Raw genomic sequence first — 17,234 nt, 5'->3', positions numbered from 1 at the left:
GAACGACGCTTACTCGAGCATTACAGGGTCGGTGGATAAGGCTTGTTGGCATCGATGCCGTACTTGGCGATCGCGTCCGCCACGGTCTGGGCCGGGATCTTGCCTTCCTCGGCCAGGGACTTCAGCGCGGCGACCGTGATGTAGTAACGGTTCACCTCGAAGAAGTCGCGCAGCGCGGCGCGGGTGTCCGAGCGGCCGTAGCCGTCGGTGCCCAGCACCTTGTAGGTGCGGCCGTTCGGGATGTAGGCGCGGATCTGCTCGGCGAACATGCGCATGTAGTCGGTGGTCGCGACGATCGGGCCCTGCGAATCCTTCAGCAGCTGGGTCACGTACGGCAGACGCGGCGACTGGGTCGGGTTGTGCAGGTTCCAGTGGTCGGCTTCCTGGCCGTCACGGGCCAGCAGCGTGAACGACGGGCAGGACCAGACGTCGGCGGCGACGCCCCAGTCGTTCTTCAGCAGCTCCGCAGCGAAGACCGACTCGCGCAGGATCGTGCCCGAACCCATCAGCTGGACGCGGTTGGCGGCCGACTTGTCGCCTTCCTGGAACAGGTACATGCCCTTCAGGATGCCCTCTTCCTGGCCCGGCTTGATGCCCGGCTGCTCGTAGCTCTCGTTCATGATGGTGATGTAATAGAACACATCTTCCTGCTTCTCCACCATGCGATGCAGGCCGTTCTGGATGATCACCGCCACTTCGTGGGCGTAGGTCGGGTCGTACGGAATGCAGGTCGGGATGGTCGCCGCGATGATGTGGCTGTGGCCATCTTCGTGCTGCAGGCCTTCGCCGTTCAGCGTGGTACGGCCGGCGGTGCCGCCCATCAGGAAGCCGCGGGCGCGGATGTCGCCTGCCAGCCAGACCAGGTCGCCGACGCGCTGCATGCCGAACATCGAGTAGAAGGTGTAGAACGGGATCATCACGCGGTTGTTCGTCGAGTACGACGTCGCCGCGGCGATCCACGAGCACATGCCGCCCGCTTCGTTGATGCCTTCCTGCAGGATCTGGCCGGCCTTGTCTTCGCGGTAGTACATCACCTGGTCCTTGTCGACCGGTTCGTACAGCTGGCCCTGCTGGTTGAAGATACCGATCTGGCGGAACAGGCCTTCCATACCGAAGGTACGCGATTCGTCGACCAGGATCGGCACGATGCGCTGGCCGATTTCCTTGTCCTTCAGCAGCGAGGTGATCACGCGGACGTAAGCCTGGGTGGTCGAGATCTCGCGGCCCGGGGCGGTCGGATCGAGCACGGCCTTGAAGGTTTCCAGGGCCGGCACCGGCAGCTTCTCGTCGGCCTGTTCGCGGCGCGACGGCAGGTAGCCGCCGAGGGCCGCGCGGCGCTCGTGCAGGTACTTGATTTCAGGCGCGTCGTCGGCCGGCTTGAAGAAGGGGATCTCGGCCAGCTTGTCGTCCGGGATCGGGATGGCGAAGCGGTCGCGCATTTCGCGGATGGCTTCGTCGTCCAGCTTCTTGGTCTGGTGCGCGGTGTTGCGCGCCTCGCCCGACTTGCCCATGCCGAAGCCCTTGACGGTCTTGACCAGCAGGACGGTCGGCGAGCCCTTGTTTTCCTGGGCGTTCTTGAAGGCGGCGTAGATCTTGTGCGGATCGTGGCCGCCGCGGGTCAGGCGCCAGATGTCGTCGTCGGTCATGTTGGCAACCATCTTCAGCAGCTCGGGGTGCTTGCCGAAGAAATGCTTGCGCACGTAGGCGCCGTCTTTCGCCTTGTAGTTCTGGTATTCGCCGTCGACGGTTTCCATCATCACGCGCTGCAGGATGCCGTCCTTGTCCTTGGCCAGCAGGGCGTCCCAGCCCGGGCCCCAGATGACCTTGACGACGTTCCAGCCGGCGCCGCGGAAGTCCGCTTCCAGTTCCTGGATGATCTTGCCGTTACCGCGCACCGGACCGTCCAGGCGCTGCAGGTTGCAGTTGACGACCATGACCAGGTTGTCGAGCTTCTCGCGCGCGGCCATGCCGATCGCGCCCATCGATTCCGGCTCGTCCATCTCGCCGTCGCCGCAGAAGACCCAGACCTTGCGGTTGTCGGTGTCGGCGATGCTGCGGGCCTGCAGGTATTTCAGGAAACGCGCCTGGTAGATCGCCATCAGCGGGCCCAGGCCCATCGACACGGTCGGGAACTGCCAGAAGCCCGGCATCAGTTTCGGGTGCGGGTAGGAAGACAGGCCCTTGCCGTCGACTTCGCGGCGGAAGTTCAGCATCTGTTCTTCGCTGATGCGGCCTTCCAGGAAGGCGCGCGCGTAGACGCCCGGCGAGGAGTGGCCCTGGATGTACAGCAGGTCGCCGCCGTGATTCTCGCTCGGGGCCTTCCAGAAGTGGTTGAAGCCGATGCCCAGCACGTTGGCCAGCGAGGCGAAGGACGACAGGTGGCCGCCCAGGTCGCCGTCGGCGCGGTTGGCCTTGACGACCATCGCCATGGCGTTCCAGCGCATCCACGAGCGCAGGCGCTCTTCATATTCGAGGTTGCCCGGGCAGTGCTCTTCGAGGTGCGCCGGGATGGTGTTGACGTATGCGGTATTGCTGGAGAACGGCATCTGGGCGCCGCGGCGGCGGGCCAGATCGACCAGGCGCTCCAGCAGGTAGTGGGCGCGGTCGGTGCCTTCGAATTCGATGACTGCTTCGAGCGCGTCGAGCCATTCCTTGGTCTCGATCGAATCCGGATCATTGGCGGCCTGGGCCGTCAACTGGTCGAGTTGAGCTGACATTGCTACGTCTCCTTGAGTTGGTGCCCCACCCGACCTTGAGCCTGATTGCGGACGTTTGGTGGCGAAAAGACTATCCCTAAATTAAAGCCTGTCGATTCTACCAGTGGAGTACCTGTTTTTCAAAATACGATATACGATTTCATAATATGAAAAATGCTGAGCCGTAACGCATACGCGCTACGTAGGCCGTGCCCGCCGCTTATATATATGTCGCCCCCGCACATATCTTCGCTACCCTACTCAACGGCAGCATCCATAAATATGACGTCGAACGTCCCATCGCGGCGCGCGATACCGGACGGGCACGTATAATTTCGTTTTTGTCCAGAAGCCGAGTCCCGCCATGCCTGCCCAACTGATCGACGGAGTCAAACTTTCCCACCAACTGCGCGCCGACATCGCCCGCCGCGCCGCCGAACTCACCGCCGAAGGCCGCCAGCCCGGCCTGGCCGTGATCATCGTCGGCGACGATCCGGCCAGCCACGTCTACGTGCGCAACAAGGTCAAGGCTTGCAACGAAGCCGGCTTCCACTCGGTACTGGAAAAATACGAGGCCGACTTCAGCGAGCAGGCCCTGCTGGACCGCATCGCGGCCCTGAACACCGAGCCAAGCATCCACGGCATCCTCGTGCAGATGCCGCTGCCCAAGCACATCGATCCATCGAAAGTGATCGAAGCGATCGCCACCACCAAGGACGTGGACGGCTACTCGGTGCTGTCGGCCGGCGAACTGGTCGCCAACCTGCCGGGCTTCCGTCCGTGCACGCCGTACGGCTGCATGAAGCTGATCGAGACCACCGGCGTCGACCTGCGCGGCAAGCACGCGGTCGTGATCGGCCGTTCGAACACGGTCGGCAAGCCGATGGCCCTGCTGCTCTTGCAACAGAATGCCACCGTCACCATCTGCCATAGCGCGACGCCGGACCTGGGCTACCACACCCGCCAGGCCGACATCGTGGTTGCCGCCGTCGGCCGCCGCAATACCCTGACCGGCGACATGGTCAAGCCGGGCGCCATCGTGATCGACGTCGGCATCAACCGCGACGACGAAGGCAAGCTGTGCGGCGACGTCGATTTCGCCAGCGTCAGCGAAGTGGCCGCGCACATTACGCCGGTTCCGGGCGGCGTCGGCCCGATGACGATTACCATGCTGTTGATGAACACGCTCGAGTCCGCGGAACGCGGGCTTGCCAAGAATCAAGCACAGCCTGGCCAGGCCTCGGGCATGGACCCGAAGCCCGGCCTCGCCTGAACACTGAAAGGAATACCATGAGCATCGATGCCAGCAATCCTCTTCTCGCGAATCCACTTCTCGATTTCTCGGGCCTGCCGCGCTTCGATGCGATCAAGCCCGAGCACGTCACCCCGGCGATCGAGCAGCTGATCGCCGATGCTCGCAAGGTGGTCCGGCAGCTGGAAGCGCCCAGCGGCAACGTGAGCTGGGACAGCTTCGTGGTCCCGCTCGAGGAAGCCACCGAGCGCCTGGGGCGCGCCTGGGGCGTGGTCAACCACCTGAACCACGTGATGGACACGCCCGAGCTGCGCGCCACCTACAACGAGAACCAGCCGAAGGTGACGGAATTCTGGACCGAGCTGGGCCAGAACGAGGCGCTGTTCGCCAAATATAAACAGCTGCACGCCAGCCCGGAATTCGTGAACCTGACGCCGGCGCGCAAGCGCATCGTCGAGAACGCCCTGCGCGACTTCCGCCTGGGCGGCGCCGAGCTGCCGGAAAAGCAGAAGGAACGCTTCGCCGAGATCCAGGAGCAGCAGGCTGCGCTCTCCACGCGCTTCTCCGAAAACGTGCTGGACGCCACCAACGACTTCAAGCTGCTGGTCGAGAACGAAGCCGACCTGTCCGGCCTGCCGGACGACGCCAGGGCCGCGGCCCGCGCCGCCGCCGAGCGCGACGGCAAGAGCGGCTGGCAGTTCAGCCTGCACTTCCCCTCCTACTTCCCGGTGCTGCAGTTCGCCGACAACCGCGAGCTGCGCGAGCGGATCTACCGCGCCAACGCCACCAAGGCTTCCGAGATGGGCGTGGTGTTCTCCGACGTCGAGAAGTGGGACAACACCAGCAACATCGCCCAGCTGCTGAAGCTGCGCGACGAGGAAGCCAAGCTGCTCGACTTCCGCAGCTTCGCCGACGTCTCGCTGGAGCCGAAGATGGCCGAGAGCCCGGAACGCGTGATCGAGTTCCTGGAAGACCTGGCCCGCCGCGCCCGCCCCTACGCCGAGAAGGACCTGGCCGAGCTGCGCGCCTTCGCCAAGGACGAACTGGGCATCGAAGAGATGCAGGCCTGGGACGTCGCCTACGCCTCCGAAAAGCTGCGCGAGAAGCGCTATGCCTTCTCGGCCCAGGAAGTGAAGCAGTACTTCCCCGAGCCCAAGGTCGTGGCCGGCCTGTTCGGCGTGATCTCCAAACTGTTCGGCGTGAGCATCGCGCCGGACCAGGGCCCGGTCTGGCATCCGGACGTGCGCTTCTACCGCATCGAGCGCGACGGCAAGCTGATCGGCCAGTTCTATCTCGATCCGTATGCGCGTCCCGGCAAGGGCCAGGGCGCGTGGATGGACGATGCGCGCGGCCGCCGGATGGCGACGGGCGGCATCGTGCAGACGCCGATCGCCTACCTGGTCTGCAACTTCACCCCGCCGGCCATCGTCGACGGCCAGCAGCAGCCTTCGCTGTTCACCCACGACGAGGTGACGACCCTGTTCCACGAGTTCGGCCACGGCCTGCACCACATGCTGACCGAAGTCGACGAATTGAGCGTGTCCGGCATCTCGGGCGTGGAATGGGATGCGGTCGAGCTGCCGTCCCAGTTCATGGAAAACTTCTGCTGGGAGTGGGACGTCCTGCAGGGCATGACCGCCCACGTGAAGACGGGCGAACCGCTGCCGCGCGAACTCTACGACAAGATGCTGGCGGCGAAGAACTTCCAGTCCGGCATGCAGACGCTGCGCCAGGTCGAGTTCTCGCTGATCGACATGCACCTGCACTACGATTTCGACCCGAACAGCCAGAAGACGGTGCAGGCGCTGGTCGACGAGGTGCGCAGCAAGTTCTCGGTGCTGATCCCGCCCGCGTTCAACCGCTTCCAGCACAGCTTCGGCCATATCTTTGCCGGCGGCTATGCGGCAGGCTACTATAGCTACAAGTGGGCGGAAGTGCTGTCGGCCGATGCCTATGCCGCCTTCGAAGAAGCGGTCGAGGCGGGTGGCGGCGCGCTGGATGAAACGGGTAAACGCTTCCACCGCGAGATCCTGTCGGTGGGCGGTTCGCGTCCTGCGCTCGAATCGTTCAAGGCCTTCCGCGGCCGCGAACCGCAGATCGACGCCCTGTTGCGCCACAACGGCATGCAGGCGGCTTGATGGCCCTGGGGCCTGGACGGAGGCGAGCATGAGGGATAGGCAACTCAAGTACCGCGGATGGATGCTGCTGTCCGGCTTGCTGCTTGCCTTCGCCTCCGGCTCTGCTTCCGCCCAGGTCTATAAATGGACCGACGCCCAAGGCACGGTCCACTACGGCGACGCGCCGCCGCCGCAAGCGGCGTCCAGCCAGCTGAAAACGCCGTCCCAGGACGGGGCCGGCCAGGGCGCCGCCCTCCCCTACGAACTGGCGCGGGCGGTCAAGGCCAGCCCGGTCACGCTGTACACCACGACGCAATCCGCCTGCGCCGGCTGCGACCAGGGCCGGGCCCTGCTGCGCGCCCGCGGCGTGCCCTATACCGAAAAGACCGTCAATACCGACGAGGACAAGGAACTGCTGCGCCGGCTCGACGCCAGGCTGGAACTGCCGCTGCTGGTGGTCGGCAGCCGCAAGGTCGCCGGCTTCCAGGAGGCCGCCTGGCAGGCGGCATTGACGGCGGCCGCCTATCCGCGCTCGGCCCAGCTGCCGTCCGGCTACCGCCAGGCGGTGCCGGAACCGGCCGCAGCCGCTTCTCCGACCACCACGGCGCCGGGCAAGCCCTACGGCGTGCGCAACCCCGCGCCGCCGGACGAAGCCGCGGCCCAGGCCGCGGAACAGCAGCCGCACCGCCCGGCCGCACGCGACGCATCTCCGCCCACGACGGCGCCCGGTTTCCAATTCTGACGCATCGAACGCCCATGACCCGGATCGACTTCCATACGAATATCCCCGACAAGCTCGGCTACGCCTGCCGGCTGGCGCGCAAGGCCTATGCCGCGCGCGGCAAGGTCGTGCTGCTGGCCGAGACCAGCGACCAGGCCGACCAGCTCAACGAGGCGCTATGGACGCTGTCCGGCACCGACTTCATTCCGCACGTGATGGCGGGCGATCCGCTGGCACCGGAGACGCCGGTGATCGTCACCTTCGACGAACGCGCCGCCCTGCCCCACCACGACATGCTGGTCAACCTGACGCGCCGCACGCCGGAAGGCATCGACCAGTTCGCGCGCGTGTTCGAGATCATCTCGACCGACGAGGAAGACGCCGCCGCCGGGCGCGCCCGCTACGTCGCCTACCGCAAGCAGCAGTATCCGCTGACCCACTTCGTGGCAGGCCAGTCATGACCGATACCCCATCCTTCGACGAGATCCCGGTCCTGACCGAGGTGGTGGCCGAGCCGGCGCCTGTTTCTGCGCCTGCGCCGGATGTGGTGGCGGAGACGGCGGCGCTTGCCGAACCGGCTGCCGCCGCTGCCGTCGCGCCGATCGAGGATGCCGCCCCGCCCGCAGCTTCGGCGTCGGCCCCTGCGCGGGCCGACGCCGGCGCCCTCGACGACGAGGCCTGGCGCACCCTCGAGGAACGCCTGGTCACGCGCGTACTCGATCGCCTGCAGCCGCGCATCGACGTGGTGCTGGAAGACCAGGTGCGCGACCAGATGGCGATCGTGCTCGACCACGTGGCCGAACGTCTCGGCATGGAACTGCGCGCCGCGCTGCAGCAGTCGATCGAACACGTGGTCGCCCGCGCCGTCCAGCAGGAACTGGCCCACCTGAGCGCGCGCCAAACCTGAGCATTTCGCGGCTTTTCCGACCCGCCGCGGGGCAAGTCCGCACCGGCTTCGTGCAGTCTTCAGCTTTTGCTTTTCCAGTCCGGAAAATTGATGTACCTTTTCCTGGCGTATGACGCAAAACTACTGGAGAACTCGGAGACACGCATGCAGGCCAAACTGAAACTCACCCTCATCCCGGCCGCCGTCGCGCTGGCCTTCGCCGGCTCCGCCGCGGCCCAGCAGGTCGTCAAGATCGGCCATGTGGCGCCGATCTCCGGCCCCAGCGCCCACCTCGGCAAGGACAACGAGAACGCCGCGCGCATGGCGGTCGACGAGCTGAATGCCAAGCCCTTCACGATCAACGGCCAGAAGGTCACGCTGCAGCTGGTCTCCGAGGACGACGGCGCCGATCCCAAGCAGGGCACGGCGGTCGCGCAGAAGCTGGTCGACGCCCACGTCAACGGCGTGATCGGCCACCTGAACTCGGGCACCACGGTGCCGGCCTCGAAGATCTACAACGATGCCGGCATCGTGCAGATCTCGCCGGCCACCACCGCGCCGGCCTACACCCGCCAGCGCTTCCCCGGCGCCTTCCGCGTGGTGGCGAGCGACGCCAAGCTGGGCGGCACGCTGGCGAAGTATGCGGCCAATACGATCAAGGCGAAGAACATCGCCGTCATCGACGACCGCACCACCTACGGCCAGGGCGTGGCCGACGAATTCGTGAAGGGCGCGAAGGCGGCCGGCATCCGCGTCTCCGGACGCGAATTCACCAACGACAAGGCGACCGACTACACCGCCATCCTCACCTCGATCAAGGCGAAGAAGCCGGACCTGGTCTTCTTCGGCGGGATGGACTCGGTGGCCGGACCGATGCTCAAGCAGATGAAGGCGCTGGGCATCCAGGCCGTCTTCATGGGCGGCGACGGCATGTGCACCGAAGCGCTGGGCCGCCTGGCCGGCGACGGCCTGGTGGACGGCAAGGTGATCTGCGCCGAGGCGGGCGGCGTGAAGGGGCCGCAGGAAAAGGCGATGGACGACTTCCGCGCGCGCTACAAGCAGAAGTTCAACCAGGACGTGCAGCTGTACGCGCCCTATGTGTACGACTCGGTGATGGTGATGGCGACCGCGATGCAGAACGCGAAATCGGCCGATCCGGCCAAGTACCTGCCGGTGCTGAAGAACATCAAGTACGAGGGCGTGACCGGCACCATCCAGTTCGACCCGAGCGGCGATATCAAGGACGGGGCGCTGACGCTATATACCTACAAGGGTGGGAAGCGGAGCAAGATCGACGTGGTGCGTTGATTAGCTATGGCATGAATATGAAAAAAGCGCCCTGTTTTCGAGGGCGCTTTTTTATTTCATTGCAGCAGCGTGCGGCTTATTTCTGCGCCAGCACCCACTTGACCAGGCTGCGGGCTTCGGCCTCGCTCACCTGCGGATTGGCCGGCATCGGCACCGGTCCCCAGACGCCCGAGCCACCCTTCATGACCTTTTGCACCAGCTTGTCCTCGGCGCCTTTTTGACCTGCGTACTTCGCAGCGACATCCTTGTAGGCCGGGCCGACCAGCTTGGAGCCGATCGCGTGGCACGCCATGCAGTTCTTGGCTTTGGCCAGGTCGGCCTGCGCGAAGGCGCTGGTCGACACCAGGGCGGAGACCGCCATCAACAACATCAGGGACCGTTTCATTCCGTACTCTCCAAAGTGAAATCCTATGCAAGATTCTATCTTGTTTCCTCTGCGTAGGTGCAGTGGATACAGTCCGTAACGGCTGATACACATTTCGGTTGACGGAATGGCAGGATTTCGTTGCTCAAAGGAACTATTATTGTAAGATGGCCGCAGAAAGTAAAGGAACTCTCATGCCGCTCATCCTCCTGCTCGCCGCCCTGGTCGCCCTGCGCTTCTTCGAAGTCTGGAGGTTCGCCCAACTGTCCTGGGGGTGGATCGTCGCCCTGGCCGTGGTCGCCTTCATCTGGTTCGAATTCATCGAAAAGATGCTCGGCCTCGACAAGAAAAAAGCCCACAAGACCGACGAAGCCCGCCGCAAGGAAAGAGTCAAGCAAGCCTTCGACAAACGCAAATAAAAATTCGGGGTCAGAGCACATTTCGCCCCGAATTCGGGGTCAGAGCACATTTTGCGGCAATTGCTTTCGGTATCGGAATGCTGGCTTGCGGCCTTCCGCTTTGCTGTCCACGCCTGTCAGCGCCAGCTCGCCTATCTTCCTGGTAGAAATTGATCGAAAAAGTGCTCTGACCCCGAACTGGGGTGGAAAAGTGCTCTGACCCCGAATTTGGTTTGCGCGGCTGTGATACATTTCGCGAATAGATGAGTCGGAAATTGCGGGAAATGCATATCACATGAATCTGGAACTGCGTCAGCTGCGCTACTTCGTCACCGTCGCCGAGGAGCTGCATTTCGGGCGGGCGGCGGCGCGCCTGCATATGACTCAGCCGCCGCTGTCGCAGGCGATCGCGGCGCTGGAGGAGTTGCTGGGGGCGCCGCTGTTCGTGCGCAACCGCCGCACGGTGGAACTGGCGCCGGCCGGCAGCGCCCTGCTGCCCGAAGCGCGCCGCATGCTGCTCGAGGCGGATGGCTTGCCGGAGCTGGCGCGGCGCGCGGCCGCCGGCGAGGCGGGTCGCCTGGCGCTGGCCTTCGTCACCTCCTGCGACTACAACGTGCTGCCGGCCTTCCTGCGCCGCTACAGCGAGCGCTATCCGGCCGTCCACCTGAACCTGATCGAAGCGACGTCGGACGTGCAAGCCGAGGAGCTGCTGCGCGGACGCATCGACGCCGGCCTCCTGATCCCGCCGCTGCCGGACAAGTCCCTCGGCCAGCTCGATTACATGAAGGTGCTCGACGAGCCGCTGATCCTGTGCGCCCCCACCGGCCTGGATGCCCTGCGCCGCGAAGGCCCGGTCAAGCTGCAGGACCTGCCGCGCCTGCCCCTGATCGTCTTTCCGCGCGAGATCTCGCCGGCCCTGCACGACGCCATCCTGTCCTGCTTCCGCGCGGCCGGCATCACCCCCGTGATCGGCCAGCTGGCGATCCAGATGCAGACCATCGTCAGCCTGGTGTCCGGCGGCATGGGGCTGGCACTTGTGCCACAATCCGTGTCCAACCTGATGCGGCCCGGCGTAGAATACCGTGCCCTCGCGGACCCGACCCCGCTCGTCGAGACCGGCATCGCCTGGCGCCGCGACAACCCGTCGCCGGTGCTGAAGGGCTTTCTGGAACTACTGAGGAATCACTGATCATGCTCGTCCATCCGAACCCGGACCCCGTCGCTTTCTACATCGGCCCCCTACCGATCCACTGGTACGGGATCATGTACGTGGTCGCCTTCGCCCTCTTCATCATCCTCGGCCGCGTGCGCATCAGGACCCAGCCGCACATCCAGGCCCAGGGCTGGACCAAGGAAGACCTGGACGACATGCTGTTCTACGGGATGCTGGGCGTGGTGATCGGCGGGCGCCTGGGCGAGGTGCTGTTCTACCAGCCGGCCCACTTCCTGGCGAACCCGATCGACATCTTCAAGACCTGGCAGGGCGGCATGTCCTACCACGGCGGCTTCATCGGCGTGCTGCTGGCGATGGCGCTGTGGGCCAGGAAGCGCAAGCGCAACCTGCTCGACGTCTACGACTTCATCGCGCCGATGGTCCCGATCGGCTATGCCTGCGGACGCCTGGGCAACTTCATCAACCACGAACTGCCGGGCCGCATGGCCGATCCTTCCCTGCCCTGGGCCATGAAGTGGCCGGGCATCGAAGACCACCTCGTGCATCCCTCGCCGCTGTACCAGATGCTGGTCGACGGCATCCTCGTCTTCGTCATCATGTGGATCTTCGCGCGCAAGCCGCGTCCGCGCCTGGCGGTCGGCGCGCTGTACACCCTGCTGTACGGCTGCGCGCGTTTCTTCACCGAGTACTTCCGCGTACCGGACTGGGAGACCCATATCCTCGGCATGCCGATCACCTCGGGCCAGGTGCTGTCGGTGCCGATGATCGTGGCCGGCCTGCTGATGCTGGGCTGGGCCTACTCGGACGGTAACAAGCGCGCCGTGCACGCCTAGGCGCGTAGGAGAGAACCCCGCCCTGCGTTTTTGGGTTAGATGGAGCACCGTTCGTGGCCGCACGGGAAACTATCGTGGCCTCATGAAGCACGCCATCTCACCCAAGAAGCTGTATGCAATGCAGCGCATGTCGGCCGCCCTGAGACGCGCCGCAGCCGCGCGGCCCTTCGGCGCCGCCACGGACCAGGCCTTGCGCTGGGCCGCGGCCTGGGGCATGTGCGCCGGCATCCGCACGCCGCGTACCCGATTGCGCCTGCGACGCGATACCCTGATCGGCGTCAGCTGATCCCTGCCAGTTCGAGGATCTTCTTCCACTGCCCCGGCGTCACCGGCGAAATCGACAGCCGGCTGCCCTTCTGCAGCAGCACCATGTCCTCCAGTTCCGGCACGCCGCGCAGCTCTGTCAGCGGCAGGTAGCGGCCCTGGCCGGTGGCCTGCACGTCCACCGAGATCCAGCGCGGATTCTCGCGCGTGGCCTTCGGATCGAAGTAATGGCTGCTTGCGTCGAACTGCGAGGCATCCGGATACGGGGTACTGGCGACCCGCGCGATGCCCGCCACGCCCGGCACCGCGCAGCTGGAGTGATAGAACAGGACGCCGTCGCCGACTTCCATCTGGTCGCGCATGAAATTGCGGGCCTGGTAGTTGCGAACCCCGAACCATGCCACCGTCTTGTCGGGCGCATTCAGGACGTCGTCGAAACTGACTTCATCGGGTTCGGATTTCATCAACCAGTAGCGCATGCGGCTCACTCCAAAAGAACAGCGACAATAAAAAAGCGGCTGCGCACATGAAGTGTCGCAACCGCTCCGGATTGTAGCCCCGCCTGTGCCGTTCTTGCCGGCATCCCGAACCTGACGGCTCAAGGTGGTCACAGTCAGCTCAATTTCGGGTTCGTCAAACTAGTGACGATCACGCCCACCGAGAATGTTCCGCAACCTATGCGATTGAATGGTTCAAGGAATATATGGCAAATCTCGAACACCGCAGGGTAGCCGCCAGTTTACTACGATGAACCGGCATGTCAAACGAATTTGATCTCAGAACAGGTTTTCCTGGGGCGCCAGGGCCTGGTCCAACACCGAGTTCATCGCTTCCAGTTTCTGCTTGACTTCCAGCATGGACTGGTCGCCGAGCGGGCCTTGCGGCGACTTCACGGACAGGAATTCGGCAGCCACCGACAGCGCGGCCATGACGGCGATGCGGTCGGTTCCCTTGACCTTGCCCGTGTCGCGCAGGGCGCACATCTTGCTGTCGAGGTAGTGGACCGCTTCGCGCAGGGTCTGCTGTTCGCCTTCGCGGCAAGCCAGGCGGTAAGACTGGCCCATGATGAGCACATCGAGCTGGATCATTGCGCGGCCTCCTCGTCGTCGGGGTTGGCGGGTGCGTCCTCGTCGACGGTCACCTCGGCGGGTTCGAGTTGGGCGAGCATCGCTTCGACGCGTTGCTGAGCCTGCAGCAGCCGGTTCTTGAAATCGACGTTCTCCGCACTCAGCAGGGCGTTGGCCTGGCGCAGCAGATAGTTCTCGCTGCGCAGCGCCTGGGCCATCTGGGCGAGACGGTCGATTTTATCGGACAGTTCTTGGAATTCGGAAATCATCCATAACTATAGGATCGGGATCGATTTTTCGTCAACAGATGCCGTGCCGTGCGCGGGTTTCAAGAAATGAATGTTAGGCTTTCGCGCTTTCCTACCCCGAATGGGTCGATCCGCTTGCGGAACATCAAAAAAGTCTGGCGAATCGCCAACATCACCGCTTGAAATGGGAAATTATCGTCCCTATAATTAGCACTCGTTAGTGAAGAGTGCTAACAGCTCTTTGCACCGCAGCCGATACCGGGGCGGTTATCAAACGAACAGTCAATCAACAATCAAAGGAGTTTTGCATGAACCTTCGCCCATTGCACGATCGCGTGATCGTGAAGCGTCTCGACCAGGAAACCAAAACTGCGTCCGGCCTGATCATCCCCGATGCAGCGGCCGAAAAACCGGACCAGGGTGAGATTCTCGCCGTGGGCAACGGCAAAGTGCAAGAAAACGGCAACGTCCGTCCGCTGGAAGTGAAAGTCGGCGACCGCGTGCTGTTCGGCAAATACTCGGGCCAGACCGTCAAGGTCAACGGCGAGGAACTGCTGGTCATGCGCGAAGAAGACATCATGGCCGTCGTGGCCCAGTAATCAGTCCAAACACTTTCCTGAATACGGAGAATTAAGAAATGGCAGCTAAAGACGTAATTTTCGGCGACGTAGCCCGCGCCAAGATGGTCGAGGGTGTGAACATCCTGGCCAACGCAGTCAAAGTCACCCTGGGCCCGAAAGGCCGCAACGTGGTGCTGGACCGTTCGTTCGGCGCCCCGACCGTCACCAAGGACGGCGTCTCGGTCGCGAAAGAGATCGAGCTGAAAGACAAGCTCATGAACATGGGCGCGCAGATGGTCAAGGAAGTCGCTTCGAAGACCAGCGACAACGCCGGTGACGGCACCACCACCGCGACCGTGCTGGCACAAGCCATCGTGCGCGAAGGCATGAAGTTCGTTGCCGCCGGCATGAACCCGATGGACCTGAAGCGCGGCATCGACAAGGCCGTCGCAGCGACCGTCGAAGAACTGAAGAAGATCGCCAAGCCGACCACCACCTCGAAAGAGATCGCCCAGGTCGGCACCATCTCGGCCAACTCGGATTCGTCCGTTGGCGAGCGCATCGCTGAAGCGATGGAAAAAGTCGGCAAGGAAGGCGTCATCACCGTCGAAGACGGCAAGTCGCTGAACGACGAGCTGGACATCGTCGAAGGTATGCAATTCGACCGCGGCTACCTGTCGCCGTACTTCATCAACAACCCGGACAAGCAGGTTGCCGTTCACGAGAACCCGTTCGTCCTGCTGTGCGACAAGAAGATCTCGAACATCCGTGACCTGCTGCCGGTACTGGAGCAAGTTGCAAAAGCCGGCCGTCCGCTGGTCATCGTCGCCGAAGACATCGAAGGCGAAGCCCTGGCGACCCTGGTGGTCAACAACATCCGTGGCATCCTGAAGACCGTCGCCGTCAAGGCGCCGGGCTTCGGCGACCGCCGCAAGGCCATGCTGGAAGACATCGCCATCCTGACCGGTGGCCAGGTCATCGCCGAAGAAGTCGGCCTGACCCTGGAAAAGGTCACCCTGGCTGAACTGGGCCAGGCCAAGCGCATCGAAGTCGGCAAGGAAAACACCATCATCATCGATGGCGCTGGCGCCGCTGAAGCGATCGAAGCACGCGTCAAAATGATCCGCGTCCAGATCGAAGAAGCGACCTCGGACTACGACCGTGAGAAACTGCAAGAGCGCGTGGCCAAGCTGGCCGGCGGCGTTGCCGTGATCCGCGTCGGTGCCGCTACCGAAGTCGAGATGAAGGAGAAGAAAGCACGCGTGGAAGACGCGCTGCACGCTACCCGCGCTGCCGTCGAAGAAGGCATCGTCCCGGGCGGCGGCGTGGCCCTGCTGCGCGCCCGCGCTGCCCTGCAGGTCAAGGGCGACAACCCGGACCAGGAAGCCGGCATCAAGATCGTCCTGCGCGCCATGGAAGAGCCGCTGCGCATGATCGTCCAGAACGCCGGTGAAGAGCCGTCGGTCGTCGTGTCGTCGGTCCTGAACGGCACCGGCAACTACGGCTACAACGCCGCCAACGGCACCTACGGCGACATGGTCGAAATGGGCGTGCTGGATCCGGCCAAGGTCACCCGCTCGGCTCTGCAGAATGCAGCCTCGATCGCCGGCCTGATGCTGACCACCGACTGCATGGTCTCCGAGATCGTCGAAGACAAGCCGGCCGGCGGCATGGGCGGCATGGGCGGTATGGGTGGCATGGGCGGCATGGACGGCATGATGTAATCAAGCCGGACGGCTTCACAGCCAACCGAGTAGTAAAGTAAGGCCCGCGGGGTTTGCGCCCCGCGGGCTTTTTTCATTCCGGGAGACGAGCGATGCCAACGGTAAAACTGGACGAACTGGAAAACGCGGCCATCCTGGTCGACGACGGCGAAGGCAGCGCCAAGGCGCTGGTGGCGCGCGACACCGGCATGATCCACCTGCTGAACGACGACTACATGGACGAGGAAGCGCCATTGCCGGGCGACATCGAGGCCGAAGGTTTGTACGTGTCCGTGCCATCGACGCGCGAACTCGGCCTCGGCATGGAGCTTGTGTTCCGCTTTACCGGCCAACACCTGCCTGGGGATATGGAATCGGTACGTGACATGTTCCGCCGCAAGGGCGCCTATGGACGCTTTTCCCGGTTGCTCGAAACACGCGGCGCACGCGACGCCTGGCATCGCTTCCGCGAAGAAGAAACCCGCGCTGCGCTGGAAGGATGGTGCCGGCAGCACGGGCTTGATGTAGCGTAGCGCAGACGACGCTTAGCAAATTGATCCGTAGGTACTCTTACCGGTCGGTACATCGAGACCAAAATAGCAAGAATATCCATCTCCTTTGCTAAAGGTGCAGGAGAGATCGCCTTTGTTTCTCTCTCGGTAATCCGCAGCGCCACTACAAGGTGTCTTTGTGTCTGGCCCGATCTGGTCGAACAGCTCCTTCGCTAGTGGCCCCTTGAACATGAACGCCACCTTGCGGTCCTTTTTCGTTGGAGGCACCATGTCACCCAACTCCCCGCCGAACACCTGGTAGTTGCCCTTCAATGGTTTTGGGCTGCCGTCCCAGGTTTTCGGTTTCTCGGCGGCTTGGGCCAGCGAGTATAGAACAAGGGCACCAGCGATGAATACCAGGCGCGTTCTCATGATGCGTACCTCGGCCAGAGCTCAACATGGAAGTGGTCGTTATGGTTTATCACAGTCTTCACGCGCGCTGGGCCGAGTGCTTTCTGCACCACCTCGTCATTGAAAAAAACAATTCTTGTCCATGGGTGATCCAGGAACAGACGAATCAACCTGATCGTTGCGTCCTGGTCGTACACCTTGTCCCTGTAGGTGCAGCGGGCTCCCTGCCCCGTCAAGTAGTCTTTGCGCACAGGGCGGCAATCCATCTCAATACCCATCCGATGCGTTTTGTGCCTGTCAAATGGCTCGCCTCCGTCGGTGCTGATGTTCCCGATCCCGAATTTCCTGTCACACATCGCCTGCCACTTCCGCTCGATCTGGAAAATGAAGGCAAGCATGTTGGGGTGGGCATATTGCGCAAGCTGACCTGTGCCAGGCACCCCATGCAAGTTCCCGTACACGTAATAGCCGGCTTGTTCAGGCGCCTGAGGCAGCATGAAGTAGCCGCGCCGGTCTTTCGGTTGAATTGGAAGGACCATGGCCAGTTCCTCACGCACACGAATTCCGGCACGCGAGGTCCCAACCACCCGCCGTACCGCCGGCGCCGCCGCCACCGATCCTCTGCTGCGTGTACGACCATTTCACCTTCGAGAAGCACAGCCCGATCTCGTCCTGGACGTTGCCGCCTCCGTCATGCATGACCTGATGGCCCGAATCGGCCGATTCGCCCTTGGTGCCATC

The 17,234-nt window shown here is 63.5% G+C and carries 20 protein-coding genes, 1 other RNA gene and 1 pseudogene; 13 read left to right on the top strand and 9 right to left on the bottom strand.

Annotation, left to right across the window (positions count from 1 at the left end; genetic code table 11):
- Positions 1-20: 20 nt before the first annotated feature.
- On the bottom strand, positions 21-2,717 hold the full coding sequence (gene aceE, locus AC1DOQ_RS14025) for a pyruvate dehydrogenase (acetyl-transferring), homodimeric type (RefSeq protein ID WP_477364942.1): 2,697 nt from the start codon (positions 2,715-2,717) through the stop codon (positions 21-23).
- Positions 2,718-3,060: 343 nt separating this feature from the next.
- On the opposite strand from aceE, the gene folD reads away from it, so the two are divergent.
- From folD to AC1DOQ_RS13995, 6 genes are all read left to right on the top strand, one after another.
- Positions 3,061-3,969 carry a bifunctional methylenetetrahydrofolate dehydrogenase/methenyltetrahydrofolate cyclohydrolase FolD gene (folD, locus tag AC1DOQ_RS14020; protein ID WP_477364939.1) on the top strand — a complete coding sequence of 303 codons (909 nt, stop codon included), beginning with the start codon at positions 3,061-3,063 and terminating at the stop codon, positions 3,967-3,969.
- 17 nt (positions 3,970-3,986) lie between these two features.
- Positions 3,987-6,086, top strand: a complete 2,100-nt coding sequence (locus AC1DOQ_RS14015) for a M3 family metallopeptidase (RefSeq protein WP_477364936.1) — start codon at positions 3,987-3,989, stop codon at positions 6,084-6,086.
- A 28-nt stretch (positions 6,087-6,114) separates the two neighbouring features.
- Positions 6,115-6,807, top strand: coding sequence for a glutaredoxin family protein (locus tag AC1DOQ_RS14010; RefSeq protein WP_477364933.1), 693 nt, complete (start codon positions 6,115-6,117; stop codon positions 6,805-6,807).
- Positions 6,808-6,821: 14 nt separating this feature from the next.
- On the top strand, positions 6,822-7,247 hold the full coding sequence (locus AC1DOQ_RS14005; protein WP_477364930.1) for a DNA polymerase III subunit chi: 426 nt from the start codon (positions 6,822-6,824) through the stop codon (positions 7,245-7,247).
- Complete coding sequence (locus tag AC1DOQ_RS14000) at positions 7,244-7,693, top strand: hypothetical protein (RefSeq protein WP_477364927.1); 450 nt, start codon at positions 7,244-7,246, stop codon at positions 7,691-7,693. Before AC1DOQ_RS14005 ends, AC1DOQ_RS14000 begins: the two co-directional genes overlap by 4 nt.
- Positions 7,694-7,837: 144 nt before the next feature.
- Entirely contained in the window at positions 7,838-8,980 is a 1,143-nt protein-coding gene (locus AC1DOQ_RS13995; RefSeq protein ID WP_477364924.1) for a branched-chain amino acid ABC transporter substrate-binding protein, read from the top strand.
- 76 nt (positions 8,981-9,056) lie between these two features.
- On the opposite strand, the gene AC1DOQ_RS13990 is transcribed toward AC1DOQ_RS13995, so the two are convergent.
- Complete coding sequence (locus tag AC1DOQ_RS13990) at positions 9,057-9,365, bottom strand: c-type cytochrome (protein ID WP_477364921.1); 309 nt, start codon at positions 9,363-9,365, stop codon at positions 9,057-9,059.
- A 173-nt stretch (positions 9,366-9,538) separates the two neighbouring features.
- On the opposite strand from AC1DOQ_RS13990, the gene AC1DOQ_RS13985 reads away from it, so the two are divergent.
- From AC1DOQ_RS13985 to AC1DOQ_RS13970, 4 genes are all read left to right on the top strand, one after another.
- Positions 9,539-9,763 carry a TIGR04438 family Trp-rich protein gene (locus AC1DOQ_RS13985; RefSeq protein ID WP_477364918.1) on the top strand — a complete coding sequence of 75 codons (225 nt, stop codon included), beginning with the start codon at positions 9,539-9,541 and terminating at the stop codon, positions 9,761-9,763.
- Positions 9,764-10,037: 274 nt separating this feature from the next.
- A complete protein-coding gene (locus AC1DOQ_RS13980) occupies positions 10,038-10,931 on the top strand; it encodes a LysR family transcriptional regulator (RefSeq protein WP_477364915.1) in 894 nt (297 codons plus the stop codon).
- A 2-nt stretch (positions 10,932-10,933) separates the two neighbouring features.
- Positions 10,934-11,749 carry a prolipoprotein diacylglyceryl transferase gene (gene lgt, locus AC1DOQ_RS13975; RefSeq protein ID WP_477364912.1) on the top strand — a complete coding sequence of 272 codons (816 nt, stop codon included), beginning with the start codon at positions 10,934-10,936 and terminating at the stop codon, positions 11,747-11,749.
- Positions 11,750-11,831: 82 nt separating this feature from the next.
- Positions 11,832-12,035 carry a hypothetical protein gene (locus AC1DOQ_RS13970; RefSeq protein WP_477364909.1) on the top strand — a complete coding sequence of 68 codons (204 nt, stop codon included), beginning with the start codon at positions 11,832-11,834 and terminating at the stop codon, positions 12,033-12,035.
- Here AC1DOQ_RS13970 and AC1DOQ_RS13965 read toward each other — a convergent pair.
- The 4 genes from AC1DOQ_RS13965 to AC1DOQ_RS13950 all read right to left on the bottom strand — a co-directional run bounded on the left by AC1DOQ_RS13965 (position 12,028) and on the right by AC1DOQ_RS13950 (position 13,349).
- A complete protein-coding gene (locus AC1DOQ_RS13965; protein WP_477364907.1) occupies positions 12,028-12,492 on the bottom strand; it encodes an EVE domain-containing protein in 465 nt (154 codons plus the stop codon). The genes AC1DOQ_RS13970 and AC1DOQ_RS13965 overlap by 8 nt on opposite strands.
- A 72-nt stretch (positions 12,493-12,564) precedes the next feature.
- A non-coding RNA gene (gene ssrS / locus AC1DOQ_RS13960) (6S RNA) lies at positions 12,565-12,745 on the bottom strand.
- A gap of 44 nt (positions 12,746-12,789) precedes the next feature.
- On the bottom strand, positions 12,790-13,101 hold the full coding sequence (locus AC1DOQ_RS13955) for a cell division protein ZapA (protein ID WP_477364904.1): 312 nt from the start codon (positions 13,099-13,101) through the stop codon (positions 12,790-12,792).
- On the bottom strand, positions 13,098-13,349 hold the full coding sequence (locus AC1DOQ_RS13950) for a hypothetical protein (protein ID WP_477364901.1): 252 nt from the start codon (positions 13,347-13,349) through the stop codon (positions 13,098-13,100). The genes AC1DOQ_RS13955 and AC1DOQ_RS13950 overlap by 4 nt, the downstream gene beginning before the upstream one ends.
- Before the next feature lie 287 nt (positions 13,350-13,636).
- On the opposite strand from AC1DOQ_RS13950, the gene groES reads away from it, so the two are divergent.
- The 3 genes from groES (at position 13,637) to AC1DOQ_RS13935 (ending at position 16,124) form a co-directional block, all read left to right on the top strand.
- Positions 13,637-13,927, top strand: a complete 291-nt coding sequence (groES, locus tag AC1DOQ_RS13945; RefSeq protein WP_052233260.1) for a co-chaperone GroES — start codon at positions 13,637-13,639, stop codon at positions 13,925-13,927.
- Positions 13,928-13,965: 38 nt separating this feature from the next.
- Entirely contained in the window at positions 13,966-15,612 is a 1,647-nt protein-coding gene (gene groL / locus AC1DOQ_RS13940; protein ID WP_477364898.1) for a chaperonin GroEL, read from the top strand.
- Positions 15,613-15,704: 92 nt separating this feature from the next.
- A complete protein-coding gene (locus AC1DOQ_RS13935; protein WP_477364895.1) occupies positions 15,705-16,124 on the top strand; it encodes a hypothetical protein in 420 nt (139 codons plus the stop codon).
- 12 nt (positions 16,125-16,136) lie between these two features.
- Here AC1DOQ_RS13935 and AC1DOQ_RS13930 read toward each other — a convergent pair whose 3' ends face one another.
- The 3 genes and pseudogenes from AC1DOQ_RS13930 to AC1DOQ_RS13920 form a co-directional block, all read right to left on the bottom strand.
- Positions 16,137-16,514 (bottom strand): hypothetical protein, encoded by a 378-nt coding sequence (locus tag AC1DOQ_RS13930; protein ID WP_477364892.1) that lies wholly within the window; start codon positions 16,512-16,514, stop codon positions 16,137-16,139.
- Positions 16,511-17,032 carry a hypothetical protein gene (locus tag AC1DOQ_RS13925; RefSeq protein WP_477364889.1) on the bottom strand — a complete coding sequence of 174 codons (522 nt, stop codon included), beginning with the start codon at positions 17,030-17,032 and terminating at the stop codon, positions 16,511-16,513. Before AC1DOQ_RS13925 ends, AC1DOQ_RS13930 begins: the two co-directional genes overlap by 4 nt.
- A gap of 10 nt (positions 17,033-17,042) precedes the next feature.
- Positions 17,043-17,162 (bottom strand): annotated as a pseudogene (locus tag AC1DOQ_RS13920) (Hcp family type VI secretion system effector); the annotation flags it as partial.
- Positions 17,163-17,234 lie beyond the last annotated feature (72 nt).

The organism is Massilia sp. 01N417, from assembly GCF_056399645.1.
The sequence above is the reverse complement of the archived record's forward strand: the minus strand, read 5'-3'. Positions and strand labels throughout refer to the sequence as shown.